Source organism: Dokdonia sp. Asnod1-B02, from assembly GCF_045063955.1.
Taxonomy (GTDB): Bacteria; Bacteroidota; Bacteroidia; order Flavobacteriales; family Flavobacteriaceae; genus Dokdonia.
This window is the reverse complement of record NZ_JBEFNW010000002.1, coordinates 1,031,555-1,047,434: the sequence shown is the minus strand read 5'-3', so window position 1 is coordinate 1,047,434 and position 15,880 is coordinate 1,031,555. Positions and strand designations below refer to the sequence as shown.

General features: G+C 34.7%; 9 protein-coding genes and 1 tRNA gene. 6 read left to right on the top strand and 4 right to left on the bottom strand.

Translation table 11 applies throughout. The annotated features are described in order from the left end of the window. The first annotated feature begins 1 nt into the window (after position 1). Genes ACJJVU_RS04795 through ACJJVU_RS04780 form a run of 4 tightly spaced genes read left to right on the top strand, consistent with a single transcriptional unit; the run spans position 2 to position 10,010 of the window. Entirely contained in the window at positions 2-1,981 is a 1,980-nt protein-coding gene (locus ACJJVU_RS04795; RefSeq protein ID WP_405222848.1) for a caspase family protein, read from the top strand. Between the two features lie 7 nt (positions 1,982-1,988). Further along, the gene (locus tag ACJJVU_RS04790) at positions 1,989-5,033 is read left to right on the top strand and encodes a CHAT domain-containing protein (RefSeq protein WP_405222845.1); all 3,045 of its coding nucleotides are present in this window, start codon (positions 1,989-1,991) and stop codon (positions 5,031-5,033) included. A gap of 13 nt (positions 5,034-5,046) precedes the next feature. Continuing rightward, positions 5,047-6,582 carry a trypsin-like peptidase domain-containing protein gene (locus ACJJVU_RS04785; protein WP_405222842.1) on the top strand — a complete coding sequence of 512 codons (1,536 nt, stop codon included), beginning with the start codon at positions 5,047-5,049 and terminating at the stop codon, positions 6,580-6,582. Between the two features lie 35 nt (positions 6,583-6,617). Then, positions 6,618-10,010, top strand: coding sequence for a caspase domain-containing protein (locus ACJJVU_RS04780; protein WP_405222839.1), 3,393 nt, complete (start codon positions 6,618-6,620; stop codon positions 10,008-10,010). A gap of 2 nt (positions 10,011-10,012) precedes the next feature. Here the strand turns inward: ACJJVU_RS04780 and ACJJVU_RS04775 are convergent, their stop codons facing one another. Continuing rightward, positions 10,013-11,431, bottom strand: coding sequence for an alpha/beta hydrolase (locus ACJJVU_RS04775; RefSeq protein WP_405222836.1), 1,419 nt, complete (start codon positions 11,429-11,431; stop codon positions 10,013-10,015). 118 nt (positions 11,432-11,549) lie between these two features. Further along, entirely contained in the window at positions 11,550-12,185 is a 636-nt protein-coding gene (locus ACJJVU_RS04770; protein WP_405222833.1) for a hypothetical protein, read from the bottom strand. A gap of 1,019 nt (positions 12,186-13,204) precedes the next feature. On the opposite strand from ACJJVU_RS04770, the gene ACJJVU_RS04765 reads away from it, so the two are divergent. Together ACJJVU_RS04765 and ACJJVU_RS04760 are read left to right on the top strand one after the other, a co-directional pair. Further along, on the top strand, positions 13,205-13,618 hold the full coding sequence (locus ACJJVU_RS04765; RefSeq protein WP_405222830.1) for a BfmA/BtgA family mobilization protein: 414 nt from the start codon (positions 13,205-13,207) through the stop codon (positions 13,616-13,618). 2 nt (positions 13,619-13,620) lie between these two features. After that, positions 13,621-14,295: a hypothetical protein gene (locus ACJJVU_RS04760; RefSeq protein WP_405222827.1), complete on the top strand. Its 675-nt coding sequence runs from the start codon at positions 13,621-13,623 to the stop codon at positions 14,293-14,295. Positions 14,296-14,298: 3 nt separating this feature from the next. Here the strand turns inward: ACJJVU_RS04760 and ACJJVU_RS04755 are convergent, their stop codons facing one another. Then, complete coding sequence (locus ACJJVU_RS04755) at positions 14,299-15,510, bottom strand: site-specific integrase (RefSeq protein ID WP_405222825.1); 1,212 nt, start codon at positions 15,508-15,510, stop codon at positions 14,299-14,301. A 239-nt stretch (positions 15,511-15,749) separates the two neighbouring features. After that, positions 15,750-15,834, bottom strand: a tRNA-Ser gene (locus ACJJVU_RS04750). Positions 15,835-15,880 lie beyond the last annotated feature (46 nt).

The window sequence follows — 15,880 nt, the reverse complement described above, 5'->3', positions numbered from 1 at the left end:
TATGAAAAATCTACTTACAGTTATTTTTGCACTTCTAATTTCTACCACAGCCCTAGCAGAAAAATATGCACTTATTGTAGCCGTAGGAGATTATGTTCCCGAAACTGGCTGGGGAAAAATAAGCTCTGCAAATGACGTGCCTATTATAGAACAAGCGTTAATCTCACAGGCTTTCAAATTAGAATATATCTATAAAATTATAGATGCAGATGCTACAAAAGTTGGAATCTTAAACAAGATAAAAGAAATTCAATCCTTACTCAAAAAAGGAGATATCCTTGTCGTACACTTCTCTATGCACGGGCAGCAGCTTTTTGACGATAATGGAGATGAGATAGATGATCTAGATGAATCTATCGTTCCTTATGATGCAAATGTTGAGTATACTGATAACTATAAGGGAGAGAATCACATACGTGATGATGAGTTAGGAAATATAATCACTAACCTAAGAAACACGCTGGGTGAGGATGGACAGCTTTTGTTTCTACTAGATAGTTGTCATTCTGGCTCTAGCACACGTGGTGGAGCAAAGGCTCGTGGCGGTAAGGCAGCACTTACTCCTGAAGGATGGACACCGGGTAAAAATCCTAATGCACTCGCTGGCGATATGTTTCAGCGAGTGAAGAAAGATCCAGACACTGCTCCATTTGTGATGATCTCTGGAGCAAGCGCGGCAGAGCTTAATTATGAATATCAAGGTAATGGCAGTTTGAGTTACGCTTTCGCGAAAGCGTTAACTTCACTAGGATCGGACTACACCTACAGACAGCTATTTTCTAAGATAGCCGCTCAAATGAATATCATCTCTCCTAGGCAAAAACCTACCATTGAAGGAGATCAAGACTATAAGCTCTTTAAAGGCGAATATGTGCAACAACAGCCGTATTACACATTAAAGCGAATCGCAAGGCCTGATCTAATTCAAATAAACGGTGGCGAGATCCAGCAATTATTTAAAGGAACGACTATAAACATCGTACCTGCTGGAACGACGCAATTCTCAGAAGAGGTTGTAGTTGCAAAAGGCAAAGTGATTAAAACAGCATTTAGTACAGCAAATGTAACGCTAGACAAACCACTTATATCTTCTAATGAAAAAGAGTTTTGGGTCTTTGTAGACGAGCCTTCTTATGGAGATATGTATCTCAAGGCGTACCTCTATAATGTGACAGATTCTCAAATTAGTAAAGGTGTAAATACCTATTTAACCGAAAATAATCTAGGCGAAGTTGTAACAGAGATAGATAGCGCAACGGTCATCATAAGGCCGCAGATCGATTCACAAAAAAAGACAATAGGATATGCTGTTTTAAACCCAAGCGGACTTTCAGAAATAGACAAGGCAATTGCTTCTAGAGGAGACTCGCAACTCGATGCTTTAGAAAAGCAACTTTTCCAATATGCACAGGGATCTTACATAAGAGATCTCACTATGACTAACCCTCTATATGAGTTTGAGTTTAAATTGGTTCCCGTAGATTATGATGAAGAAATGGAAGTTGTAAATGGTGTGTTACCTGCACAAAATGAAGGAACAGAGGGAGTATATAAAGTAACTACAAACGGAGATTATGCAGCGATTGAGGTAACTAATAAAAGTAACAAGGATTTGTATTTTACTATTATCGAAATTAATTCTAAAGGAGAGATTGCTCAATTTTTACCTAATGATAATTACGAACTTGCTGTAGATGATCTCAAGATTCCAAAAGGTAAGACGATGCTACTTGATGAATATGTATTTGCTTTTGGACCTCCTTATGAGCGTCTCACGCTCAAAGGATTTGCAACTACCACACCCATAAATTTAAAACCTATTATTACTTCTCGAGGAGCTACCTCGCGTGGCGATATGAATCCGTTAGAGAAGTTTGTGCAAGAAAGTTACTCGCAAACTCGCGGTGGCGATGCTAGAAAAACTGGTGGTAAAATGCGCGGGTATACGACGGAGTTTGTGTATGAAATTGTGGAGAAATAAAGTAATAATGAAGCAGTATCTTAAATATGCTCTTTGGTTTACTTGTTTTCTATGTGCAAGCATAACTCTGGGTCAAAACGATCTTAATCAAGAAATTAGGAGATTATATGAACTTTCAAATAAGGATTATGCTTATGGTCGCAATCAAGAAGCCTTAGAATCTTACCGTCAGCTGGAAACGTTAGGTTATGAAAACTCAAGTGAGCTCGATCAAGACGAAAAAGACGCCATAAATAGAGGAATGAGTTGGGCATATAGAGAACTCGGTTATTATACTGAAGCTATTCCCTATATCATTAAAGACCTCGTGATACTTGAAAAAAAAGGGGAGTCTAAAAATAATAGTTATCTCTTTGGTCAAGCTAACTTAGCAGAAGCTATCTATTTTAGCGTTGGAAATTTTCCTGAGGCAGAAGCACTGTATGAAAAAACTTTGAAGAACTCCAAAATGTACTTGACGCCTACTTATTATAACGAAGTACTTACTCAAGCAATTGAGTTTTATAGTGAGATTAATAAATATGCAAATGCTCTTGAACTTCAACCACAACAACTAGGAATATTAGAAAGGCGTTTTGGTAAGAATGATCGTCAGTATTATAAATACTTATCTATATATGGAGTAAATAATGTGCATAATGGGAATTATGATCTAGCTGAGCAAATTTTAGATGAAGTGCTCTTTCTTATAAAAAAAAATGAGGGAAGTAATACCGATAATTATGCAAATAATCTTCACAATCTAGCTATTGTAAAGTCGAATAAAGGAGAGTTATACAGTGGGATAAAATTGAATTTTGAAGCTCTAAAAATTTTTAATCAAACTCAAGGAAAAGAGTCTGAAGATTACATAAGCGTATTAAATTCTATAGCTATTCTTTATTATGAACTGGGCGATTTTGACCAAGCAAAAGTAGATCTTGAAGAAGCCTATAACTTAGGAGTTATAACTTTAGGAAAAGAAAATTATGCTAATTTCACACCACTTTTTAATCTCGCATCCATCTATTTTGGCTACAGGGATCTTAATAAAACAAGGTACTACTTAAGTCTTGCCAAAAATATAGAAGAACTTCATCGTAGTAGCGAGTATAGCAAAGACCTAGCAGCCGTTTTATCTTTAGACGTGAAATTGCTGCTTGCAGAAGAAAATTATCTTGACGCTCAACCTAAAGCATTAAAACACCGAGAAATTATTACTGCATTGACTGGCAAAAAAAGCTCTAATTTTGCGTCTAGCACAAATAATCTTGCTCATATTTACTTTCAGGTGAATAGGAAAAAAGAGGCAATGCAACTTTTTGAAGAAGCTTTTGGTATTTTAAGAATTAACGAGGGAGATCAAAGTGAAAATTATGCTACGCTAGCAAATATTATATCTTTAAATCATCAATCCTTAGGTAATAACGAGAAGGCTATTCAATATGCACAATTTTCTAACTCATCTCGACTTAATTCTCTAAGTGATGTATTTCAATTCAGAAGTGAATATGACAAAAATTTATACCTAGAGAGCTTTATAGTAGAAGCAGACCAATATGCCTCCTTTGCCAAAAGTATAGATGACAGATCTGGAAAAATAGCTATACTTAATACGAATAATGAGCTTGTAAAAAAGGGTCTTTTATTAAACAGTTCACTTGACGTATTAAAAAATCTTAGCGCTCTTAACGATGAAGAAATAAATACTAAAATCAAAAGCTATAGAGAAGAAAGAAGCAAACTCAACAAAGCTATTATTAAATCAAATCAAAAATTGATTGATAGTCTATATCCAATCACCGAAAGATTAGAAACAGATCTTGTAAGGACTAATGCAGCTCAATCAAATAAAATTAACTTTGTGGATAAAAGGTGGGAAGAAGTAAAAAATCGTTTGAAATACGATGAAATTGCCATCGAATTTTCAAGATATAATCACTCTACCAAAGAGGCCTTAACAGATAGCATTTATTATGCTGCGTATATTATCTCGAAACAATACGAACACCCAAAAGTTATCCAGCTTTTTGAAGAAACTATTTTAAAAGAAATCATAAAAAATAAGTCTCCTAATGCACTTTACTTCTCTAGAGGAAGTATATTAAAATCAAAACAAAATACGCTACCTTCTATAGAACTTTATAATCTCATCTTTGGAGCATTAGAGGAGAGTATTGAATCTATAAACAGAATATTTTATGCACCATCTGGTCTTATAACTCAAATTCCACTAGAAGCGCTCTATCTTTCTCAAAACAAAAATAAATCTACACAACTTATACAACTTAGCACTACTTATAATCTATGCGATGATGTTAAAGAACCTACCTATGACAGACTTCTGTTTGTAGGTGGGGTTGATTATAACACTTCAACTAATGCAGCAATCGCGCCATTGACAAAAAAGAAAAGTATTGAAACTTGGAAATATTTACCCGGCACTTTACGAGAGATTGATACTCTCAAATCTCTTTTTCCTCAAGAAAATGTCACGATACTCTCTGGATCCAATGCAACAGAAGGCGCATTTAAAGAACTTAGTGGTCGTAGTCCCAATATACTTCATATTGCTACCCACGGGTACTTCTTTAATCAATCTAGCAGTGCTATAGATAGTAATGATCCGGAGTATAACATCTTTAAAAATGGTTCTGACCCTCTTTTAAGATCTGGCCTTATACTAGCAAACGGAAATAAGTCTTGGAATGATGAAACAACCATTTCAGAAGAAGAGGATGGCATCCTTACAGCTTTAGAGATTTCTAATTTAGATTTATCTAGCACAGATATCGTTATACTTAGCGCTTGTGAAACAGGTTTAGGTGATATAGAAGGAAGTGAAGGTGTTTATGGTCTTCAACGGGCTTTTAAAATGGCTGGTGTAAACATTATCGTGATGAGTCTATGGGAGGTGCCTGATAAAGAGACAGCAGAATTTATGAAACTTTTCTATAAAACTTGGGTTGAAACAGGTAGAGTACGCGAGGCATTTAGAAGCACTCAGAGAGAGATGGCATCTAAGTATAGGGATGATCCAGAAAAATGGGCAGCCTTCGTAATGATAGAATAATTAACATTTTTATATGATAAATTTTTTTTTAGTTTCCATCCTTTTTTTTGGAATAACAACTTTACAAGCCCAAGAAACCCCACCACTTCAATATCCTTTTGAAGAACCAGGTTCTTCACCTAGAGGCGTTTTTGGAGAAGATGGACGTAAGGAAATAAAAGATGCAGAAGGTTTTGAAGATTTTGCAAGAGCCACTGCAGTGATGATTCCTAAGGAGGAGATAAAAGGAAATCGCATTTATGGATATAGTTTGCGTGAGCTACTAGCACACCAATTTGATACAGAAAAATTTAATGACAACGTGAAATTTTTAGATCAACCTACTGCGGCTAGTTGCACCGGATTTCTAATCGCCCCAGATTTATTAGTAACCGCTGGTCATTGTATTAAAACTATAGAAGATGCAGCAAACTGGGTTTGGCTTTTTGATTATACAAATGACCTCTCTTACAATGAGGAAGATCGCTATGTAGAAGTAAATAAAAATAATCTTTACGAAGTATCTGAGGTGCTAGTGGGTGAACTCAATGATGATGAAGATGACAAAAGCTTAGACTATTCAGTTCTAAAACTAGATAGAAAATCAGATAGAAGACCATACCGTTTTAGAACAAGTGGCGTGGTGGCAGAAGGTTCTGATATTTACACAATAGGTGCTCCTACAGGTCTGCCTTTAAAACTTTCTACAGAGTCTACCGTTGTAGATAATACAGCCACTTCATGGTTTAAAAGTGATATTGATGCTTTCCCTGGAAATTCTGGAGGACCGGTTTTTGATAGCAATGGCTTTATAGAAGGTATTCTTGTACGAGGAGCTGTTGAGTATTCTAATGGCAATTATACGGGTGATTATAAATATGATCAAGCCTGTGATTGTGTAAAAACGGTAACGTTCCAAGAGGTAGATTATACTGCCGGCTGTCAAGCTCATAAAATCACTTATCTTCCTGAGGAAATCGTGCAGCGTGCTATTTATGATAACATAGCCTATTCCATAAAAATTAACAATACAGATCGTTATGAAGATTGGTCTGTGTATAGCTGGATGTTTACTAGTAATTATGCTAAGGAAAGAGGACGACTAGAAGATGTAGCAATTCACAATAATAATTACCAAGTTTTAGAAAATCTTCTCGTAAAGTATGGAGAAGATTACTCTGATGATTACGTTAGAACGCTCTTAGAAGGTGCCATTGACTCTCAAAACACACAACTACTCGATATTCTATTAACCAATGAGCTGGATCCAGATGCTGGTTACACTTCTTCATTAAGGCTTATTCAAAAGGCGGTAAAGGATAATAATGTGCTATTTGCACAACGACTTATAAATTCTGGTGCGCAAGTTACAATTAAGGACATTTACGGAAATACGCTATTACACGACGCTGCGGGCAATGGGAATACAGAGGTTGTAAAAATGCTTCTAGCAAAGAATGTAAGTGCCAAATCAAAAAATAACGCAGGCTATTATCCAGAAAAAGTAGCAAAAAAAGCAGGGTATAAAATGCTTGCAAAAACTCTTAAAGAAGTTAGGAAGGAGCTATAGAAAAACGTTTTCGCGTAAGCATAAAAAAAGATATTATGAAATTAAAAATCTTTATCGTTTACTGTTTTTGTGTCTTCGGAAACGTGATAGCACAGTCTGACGATGATATTACATTAAAGGTTAACGAGACCTCCAGCACGTTAATTTCGCCTTATACAGGACACTTTTTACCTTCTAACGATATATTATTTTCTCATTTAGGTGGCTACAAACAAGACGATTATAGATCGCAGATAAAATACTTTGAAACAGGAACTTTTAATAACAGATTTTCAAAACTTCGCTATGATGAGTATTTCAAGATTTATAAGAATGTAGAGACCCCTATTGAGAATTACCATCCAGAGATGATGGACTTTAGCAGAGGAGAAGGAATATTTACGAGTTGGAGATTAGATGAAAATGATAAGTTTTCTTATTTTAGATATCATTTTTTTAAAGACACTTTTGAGACCTTTCATACGACTTCATTAGAGCCATTTTATAGGCATATTGAAGATTTTAATGGTAATGCAGAGATACTACTCACCGCTCTCAATAACTATTATGATCAAGGCTATGCAGAGGCAAGTCCTTACCGAATTATTACAAAGAATGAAGAGCGGGAAATTGATGGTTCATTTAAACACGGAGTAATAAGTCACGATGGAGATCATGTTCTTACCATAAATAAAAATGATCTTTTAGAAATACGCCTTGTTAAGGACCTTACGGTCGTCTATAGTGAGAAAATTGTAAATCCTCTCAATTATCGTATTTACCCAGATCAAGAGACTGACTTCTTTATAAGTATAAGAGATCAAGTTATAGAAATAGGTAAATGTAATACGTACTCATTATCACTTGTGCTAGAGGAAGGAAAATACACTTCAAAGCGACAAGAATGTAGTTTTGTTGAAGATTTAAGTGCAGTAAATAAGGAGGTGGCATTTATATTTGAAGGAGTAGGTGTGCGCTTTCGCGACAGAGGAATACCTTACGACTTTTCAAATAAGCCCATTAAGATTTCACTTAATAAAGATGCTACACGACTACTTGTATCATATCAAAAAGGAAGCATTAAACTATACGATACCAAAGATTTAACACTACTTACTACGGTGTACAATCCAGATAAAAAAAGTCATCTTTTTTATACCCCAGAAGGTAAATACATTACAAACAGCGATGCGGGAGCGTTATTAAAGGCAACAAAAAATGGCGTTGAAATTCCATTTGATCAGGTGCCAAAATCGTTTTATGATCCGATTGCAGTACTCTCCACTTTCGGAACTTTAGAGAAAACGTATCAAGAGACACTTGAGAAATCTATAACTGTGCGCAATGAGAACACAGCTAGTCAAACCGGTAATTCCAAAGATCAAGTAGCAGTTTTCATTAACAACTCTACTGATAAAATGATTGTTAACGATCAAGAGTTTGAGCTTGCCATAGCAATAGAATCAAAAATTATTGAACCGCAAATAAGTATAAAGCGCAATGGAGTACTCATTAATCATATTGATTTTAATAAAGTAGGAGATCGTTTTAAAGCTCAAATTGCGATTGTAGATAGTATCAATATTATTGACGTGCTTATTAAAGATAAAAAAGGCTCAACCATAAGCTCATTATCAAAACGTATTCTATATGATGGCCCTCCATTAGATCGTGATCTTTATGCAATAGCTATAGGTGTATCTGATTATGAGCAAGACTCTCACGACCTAACATTTGCAGACAAGGATGCCCTTGATTTTATAGCTATGTATGACACACTTCAACCCGAAGATCAAGAAGCCTACTTCACAAATTTTTATGGGAAAAAATATACGCGCACCTCAGAAAACGAGACTAAACAGGTGATTAAAAATTACAACGGTGATACATATGCCTCCTCTATAGATTTGATAATGGTTGATATTACTGGTCGATACTGGCTCGAAAATGCTAACAAAGGGACTCGGCTTTGGGATTATAATACAGGGATCATAAAAGAAATTAAACTAAGTGATGGTTTGAAAAAGGAACTACTATCTATGGGTGCAAATAGTGTTGTTTTTCCAGCTATTGATGGGTTTTATTATTCCACAAAATCCAATACCGTTATTAAATATAATTTTTTAACAGGTGTTGAGGATCGCTTCAAATTACCTTTTGACATTATACGTGGCTATAATGAAGGACTCGTAACCTTGCTTGACAATAGCTCATGGCTTCTACTTGAACTTAAAAATGATACAGAAGATTGGAACAGTCAAAATGTAATCCAGACGATTTATACGTATGATGATAAAAAGTGGTCATCTAGTGCTACACAGACAGCATTACAGTTTAACGCATTACGCGTACTCTCAAGTTCTAAAAATGGGAGTAAAATACTTTTTGAAACACATACGGATGAGATTTGGTTAATAGATTTAGATACTTCGCCTGTAACTCAAACAAGAGTATTAGAAGAATATAATGGTAGTACACTAAGTGAATGGTATATTAATGAAAGTACTATCACCTCATCAGATAAGTATACAGATAAAAATTACGTTAGTAGTTTTAAGATCACGAACTATGATTTTTTTGGAGCGATTAAAAAATTTCAATCTATAGAGGATTTTTCATCCATACGTGGATATGGTTTTGATGGTGATCAAACAATTTTTATTAAAGAAAGTGGATCTGTTGCAAAAGAAGCTTTTAGTCTAAAAAAAGAGAGTACTAAAAAAACTCCTCTTTCTTTTAAAAATGTATATACCACCTATCTCACAAACCAAAATGCAACCCAAAATAGTATACACGAAGTCTTAAATACGTTTCTTAAAAAAGCAAAAGATCAAGATGAGATTATCATCTTTCTAGCAGGTCACGGTGTTTTGGATAAAAACCTAGCCTATTACTACGCACCGCATAATATGGATTTTAATGACGTACAAAAATCTGGTGTGGCCTTTAATACCATTATAGATGCTATGTCACAATCTAAGGCTTCTAAGAAACTCCTACTGATGGATACGTGTCACTCTGGTAACACTCTTGATCTAGATGAGTACGAAATTAAAACATCATCCAATACTACGGAAGGAGAGCGAGGCGGAAAAATTGTTGCTTCAAAAAAAGGGGCTGGAAAAACTCCAAAGGTTTCTGAGATTGTCTCCACACTATTTGATAACTTTTTATCTAAAAATGGAGCTACAATTATCTCTGCTTCCTCTGGACAAGATGTTGCTTATGAAAATAAAGAATTAAGTAATGGAGCGCTTACAACTGCATTTATAAAACAGGTAAAAAATCAACGGTCGTCTTATCCATTTACAAGCGAGAATTTGAAACCTGTATCACTCACAGATAAGATTATAACAGAGATTCAAAAATCTGTATTACAAGCAACAAACAATAAACAAGTAATTGATGTAAAAGAAATTAATAAACTAGCATATATTAAGATTTGGTAAGATTAATCTATCTTCCAATACGTGCCCTCCGCGGTCGTTACTTTTTTAAGTGCAGTGCGCAAAGTGGCTCTTATATTAGAACGCAATACATCTATAAGATCATCAAGAATAGACTTTGTCTCTGCAAAGTAAGAATGTGATAAAAAACTACTATCTACTCCAGTCGCATCTATGGTTTCTACACCATCTACTAACATAATTCCATACTCAGCATCACCGGCTCTAGGTCTACCGTGTAAGGCTTTGGAAGCTTCAAGTGCCACATCATCTGCAGATACATATAGCGTGATTGGTCTTTTTATTTTTGAAACCATTTGAGGAGCAATATCTCTTCTAAAAACAGCCGCATCTATGTCTGGTGCAGCTAGTATTATTTCTGTGATTTTTGACATCAATTCAGGTTTCTCATTTGCTAGATCTATGAGCGCATCAGTGAGTCCACGATTTCCCATACTGTGAGCAACGAGATAAATTTCTTCGGCACCAGACATTGTGATGTAATCTTCTAGAAAGTTCTTAATATTTGCCGTTGCCCAACGTATGTTATTCTCATCTATGGTATAAGCAGAGGTTGCTGCCTGCGATGGCCAACTATATAAAACGGCTTCTCCCTCAAAATCGAGATCATATTTTATTTGAGCAGTTCTCTTTGCCGCATCTGCAAAGGAGACGTTGTAACCGTGTATGAACATAAAGGTTTTACGCTTTCGCGAAAGCGCAACTCTCTGAGATAATTTATTAAAGAATGCGCTTTCAGTTAATGAATTTATTTTCTGTAACACTATATGTTTATCTGGATCTTCAGAGAATTCAAATTTCCACATCGCTGGACTTTCTATCTGTCCAACCTCATGTAAGACTGGAATTGTGATTTCACACAATCCATAATTCAAATTGAAACCACCTGCTAACTCACCGCCATAACGCTCATACACATCAGGGTCTCTTGTATCCTTCCTATCTGTAGCATAGAAAATAGGAATCTTAGCAAATTTCTTATTCCCATTTGCTACAGAACCTCGGGCATTACCAGTCTTTCTAATTTCTGAAGATGTAAGACACACGTTAATACTGTAAAAAATAACCTCATCGCTATTTTGTGAGTCGATAAAATCAAAATAGAGTGTTGCTTCCCGTTCAAAGGCATAATGCTTTTGAAGAATTTGATAAAGATCTTGTCCGTCAAAATCCCTATAGTTATCAAGAGATAAAAGAATTTCTTCGCTATTAAGTGCAATCTTTAATCCTATTATATGATTTGCATCTTGCACTGGTATTTGAACCGATAGTGCATCGTATTCAAAATTCTCATCTAGACAATCATCTTGTATCGTGAATGGTAAATCATCTAATAAAAATTGGGCCTTGTCCTCTACTTGAGCTTGTATAAGAAACCCTGTAAAAAAACAAATACTAAACAAACTGTGTTTTAAAAAAAATCTCAACATAAACTACATCCTTAGAAAAGAGAAAAATACAATAAAACTATCTAAACCAAATTGATTGGACATAGGAGCACTGTCAAAGTAAAATAAAAAACTATTTACCTCCTATCCAAACTTTACCTCGAGGTATGGCACAATAGGTCTGTGTCTTATCAGATATTATCCTTGCGTTTTTTCTTTGGAGTTGCTTTTGAAAGGATATAGATTCCGTTTTAAATATTTTATCACTTGTGTAATCTTCTCGATGTGGCGAGTCTCGTGTGGACAGTATAACCTCTTCTAAAGCATAATCCCACTTAAAACCTTGCAACTCTTTTGAAAGGGAACCGTATTGTTCTATTGGAAACCTTTTCTTTTCATCTGGCTTATGGAAGGTGTTATCGTAAAAGTCTCGTAATTGCCCAATAGAACAAACTACCTGAGAATCAGATAAATTAGGCTCATAAAGCCATATTTTCAAATAATAAGGGGTGTCAAGCTCTTCTAATTGTTTATGCCACTGATGGTAAACATTTATCAAAGATTTTATCATAAGCTTACGCGTCGCACCTCGAGGCTCAGCATAAGAACTATTAATTTTAAATTTTTCAATAGGATATATACCAATGCAAACCGAAGCTCTACCTTGTCGTAACAACCAATTCGTATTAATTGTGCTTGAATTTTGATTCCATCTTTCAATATCCTTCCAAATTCGTTTATGACCTCTGTGCTTTTTTATTTTTTGCATTTAATAAATATATTAAGAGTAATAACAATCGGCCCAAGTGTTCACCATTACGAGAATTCAATTCAATAAGTATTACTATTTGAATACCTCAACGAGTTTGAAGATAGTACTCTCCATTGAACTCTTGTTGTCAATTAAAAGTACAATTTATTATCTAAGCTATCAATCTCTAGTAGTAATCAATTAATTAGTTCTAAAACTCATCTAATCAAAAAGTAAAGTCTAACTCAAAGAAAACACAAATGAGTATAAGTTTTCTTCCTTTTGATATTTCTGTAGAAGGCTTAAGGCATCTTTTATCTACCACATCGATTAATTCTACTTGATACTTCTACCATTTCTTAACAAAGCTCTAAAATTGAGTTTGAGACAGACTGCATAAAACGATCGGCTTTTAAAAAATATCAATACTTTCTAAAACTGTACTACACTCCCTATTTATAAGTCCTTACTCAACCTAAATTTTAATTTCTGTTTCCGAAAAGGTAACAGCGATGGCGCTATGGGAAGTAAGTGAACAAGATAAGATTAACCTCGATCTATATCATTTCCTACTAATTTAAAGTACTAATTATAAGTAAACATAAATTTTCATATCAAATGAAAAGGAAAACGCTCTAGATATAATAAGTAAGTGATTTTGGATAATAACAATCATCAAAACACATCAGTTTAAATCATCTAATATGATTTAAAAAATTAATTTACATAACTGTTTTTCAGCTATTTAAAAAATCATAACTTCAATTTATTACTAAAAAAAATAATCTTTGAGTTTATAATTTTGACTCATTATAGGCACCTATAATGGTATGTAGATTTCAAAATGAAGTGAAGAAATCGAATAGCAAGAGGGTAACACGCTAACGCGATGTTACATATTTTATATTCTTCCGCAAAGCCAATGAATACGGGCATTTAAGGTTCTAAATAAAAATTTAAGATCACTCGTTAGTATACTTTTTTTACTAAAATCACAACACAAACGCCATAAACAAGCAAATTAATTACTAAAAATTATGGATAAGGGTTATGAAAAGGAAGGTTTTGAAACATTAAAGATCAAAGCCTCTGTAGCAAAGAAGTTTAGAAAATTTAGTAGGAGAATGTCAAAATCTCAGTCAATGAGTTTGCTCTTAATGATTGGCTTTTTTGAGAGCAATGGTATTTCCCCAATAGAGGAACTAGGACCAAATATGGAGGCACTAGAAACAAGAATTTCTAATCTCATAAAGAAACGTATGAATGGAATGATTGCAATAATGAAGGATATTGAGAAAACGCAAACAAAGCCAAGCGTCGCGATGTTGCAAGCTTTATTTCAAGCAACCGAGCCTCCAAAGAAAAAACTAATGCTCGAGGAAAATGATCCTTATGCAAAAAAACAAGTTCGCTTTCGCGAAAAAATCAATATCAACTCTAAAAATGACTAATAATGGAAAAAGTAAACTACATCACCCAGCTGAATACGGTTTTAGAAATGTTCCATAATGATGAGCGCATTAGACAAGGTCATATCACTTTATATCTAGCACTCTTTCAAAAATGGAATCAAAAATTCTTTAAAAAACTAATCACCATTAATCGTGAACTTGTAATGGAGAGAGCCAAAATAAAATCTAAAACTACCTATCACAACCATCTCAGAAATTTAGATACTTGGGGATATTTAAAATATCATCCATCGTATCACCCAGCCAGAGGTTCTAAGGTCGAGATGAAAAGTTACAGTCCCATATTTGATACTAGTAGTGGTACGGTAAAAGTCCAAAATTTGGCCAACAGCGTTCCAGAACCTAGCCAAATTCTGGTATCTTCTTATAAACATAAAACAAAAGAAAACTTAAATAAACAGTCAGGCATCATTTTTAATGAAACTAACGTTTTTCTCTTCTTTAAGGAAAATAATTGGCCGGAGGAAGAAGCGATTAAATTCTACGCATATATTCAATCACAAAAATGGAAATCAAAAGAAAACTGGCAAAAGGCAGCTTTTGTTTTCTTTAAAAATGCGTTTAAAATGCCGAGCACTAAAAGCACGAGTCCAATTTCTGGCTATCTAGACAACCTCAGTCCTAATAGAAATAAAAATTACAATATGCCTTTGTAATGACTACTTAAATTTATCTCGTAAAATTTCCATATCTCTCCCCACCTTCATATCCAAGATCTTAGCATAGTGCTGGGTAGTTTTGAGATTAGTGTGACCTAACATTTCACTTACAGATTCAATGGGTACTCCATTTGATAGTGTTACCGTAGTTGCAAACGTATGTCGAGCAAGATGGAAGGTGAGATTCTTAGTAATTCCGCAGAGGTCTGCAATCTCTTTAATGTAGGCATTCATCTTTTGATTGCTCAGAACTGGAAGCACTAACCCTTTAATCTTGAGTATAGGATCATTTTCATACTTTTCTATAATCGCATTTGCAATTGATAGAACGGGGATACTACTTCTAGTCTCCGTTTTCTTTCTGGTGGTGCGAATCCACTTCTCACCATCAGATCCGATGACTAAATTATCTTTCGTTAAGTTCTTGCAATCGATATACGCCAAACCCGTGAAGCAGCTAAATATAAAAATATCTCTCACGTAATCTAAACGAGGCATTTTAATCTCCAGGACGATAATCATTTCAATTTCTTCTTGATTGAGAAACTCTCTGTCTACTCTCTTTAGTTTTGCCTTCCTGTTGAGAAAAGGATCTTTAGAAATCCAATCATTAGCAAGTGCAATGCGGATGATTTTTTTGAAGTTAGCAATATATTTAACCGCCGTATTATGTGCATTTTTTTTTACTGCCTTCAAGAAATATTCTAAATAAGAAATGAATTTATGATCCACTTTGTGGACCGGAATATCATTAACCTTGTATTTATATTTTATAAAATCAGTTAAATGATTTTTACACGTTCTGTAACGCTCTAGCGTACCTGCAGAGAAATCTTTACCCACCAATGCCTCTACTTCCTTATTATGCTCTTCAAAGAGCTCTAAAAGCATCTTATGGTCTTTATCCTTACCCAGCAAAACATCTCGAAGGTCAGACGCAGAATAGGATTCGTTTTCTCTTTCAAAGTTCTGTTGAATGGAATAAATCTTGTTTTTTACAATACCTAAATGTCTGTTGATTTCTTGAACTTCAGCTGAGTTTCCAAGTACGAGTTGGGTTCGAGAGCTCCAAGAATCTATATGCACCTGGCGATGAACACTAAATTCAGAACGATGGCCGTCAAGTGTTATTCTCAGAAAGATTGTGGTCTTTCCAAAAGAATTAGCTTTACTTTTTTTTATGAAGAATAGTAGGAAAAGAGAGAGTGACATACGTTTTCAAGTATTTATTCTCTTCAATGTAGTCAAAATAATAACTTCAAAATTACCATAACTAGCTTACTTACAGTTATTTACAAATATATAGTGGACCCTACAAAAATTTTACAACCTCCACCGAATTAGCCCCTTTTTATTTGATATTAATTGGTATCAATTGATATTACTAAAAACACAAAACCCTGTAAATCATTAATTTACAGGGTTTTTAAAACCTTTTAAAGGTGTTCTCGCAGAGAGGAAGGGATTCGAACCCTCGATACGTTGCCGTATACACGCTTTCCAGGCGTGCGCCTTAAGCCACTCGGCCACCTCTCTATTTTATTGTAAAGCGAGTGCTCTACATATATTTATCCTTAACGAC

Bases quoted from the DNA above. Each gene is read 5' to 3' on its own strand.
- ACJJVU_RS04795 (WP_405222848.1), top strand. From the start codon at position 2: ATGAAAAATCTACTTACAGTTATTTTTGCACTTCTAATTTCTACCACA.
- ACJJVU_RS04790 (WP_405222845.1), top strand. From the start codon at position 1,989: ATGAAGCAGTATCTTAAATATGCTCTTTGGTTTACTTGTTTTCTATGT.
- ACJJVU_RS04785 (WP_405222842.1), top strand. From the start codon at position 5,047: ATGATAAATTTTTTTTTAGTTTCCATCCTTTTTTTTGGAATAACAACT.
- ACJJVU_RS04780 (WP_405222839.1), top strand. From the start codon at position 6,618: ATGAAATTAAAAATCTTTATCGTTTACTGTTTTTGTGTCTTCGGAAAC.
- ACJJVU_RS04770 (WP_405222833.1), bottom strand. From the start codon at position 12,185: ATGCAAAAAATAAAAAAGCACAGAGGTCATAAACGAATTTGGAAGGAT.
- ACJJVU_RS04765 (WP_405222830.1), top strand. From the start codon at position 13,205: ATGGATAAGGGTTATGAAAAGGAAGGTTTTGAAACATTAAAGATCAAA.
- ACJJVU_RS04760 (WP_405222827.1), top strand. From the start codon at position 13,621: ATGGAAAAAGTAAACTACATCACCCAGCTGAATACGGTTTTAGAAATG.
- ACJJVU_RS04755 (WP_405222825.1), bottom strand. From the start codon at position 15,510: ATGTCACTCTCTCTTTTCCTACTATTCTTCATAAAAAAAAGTAAAGCT.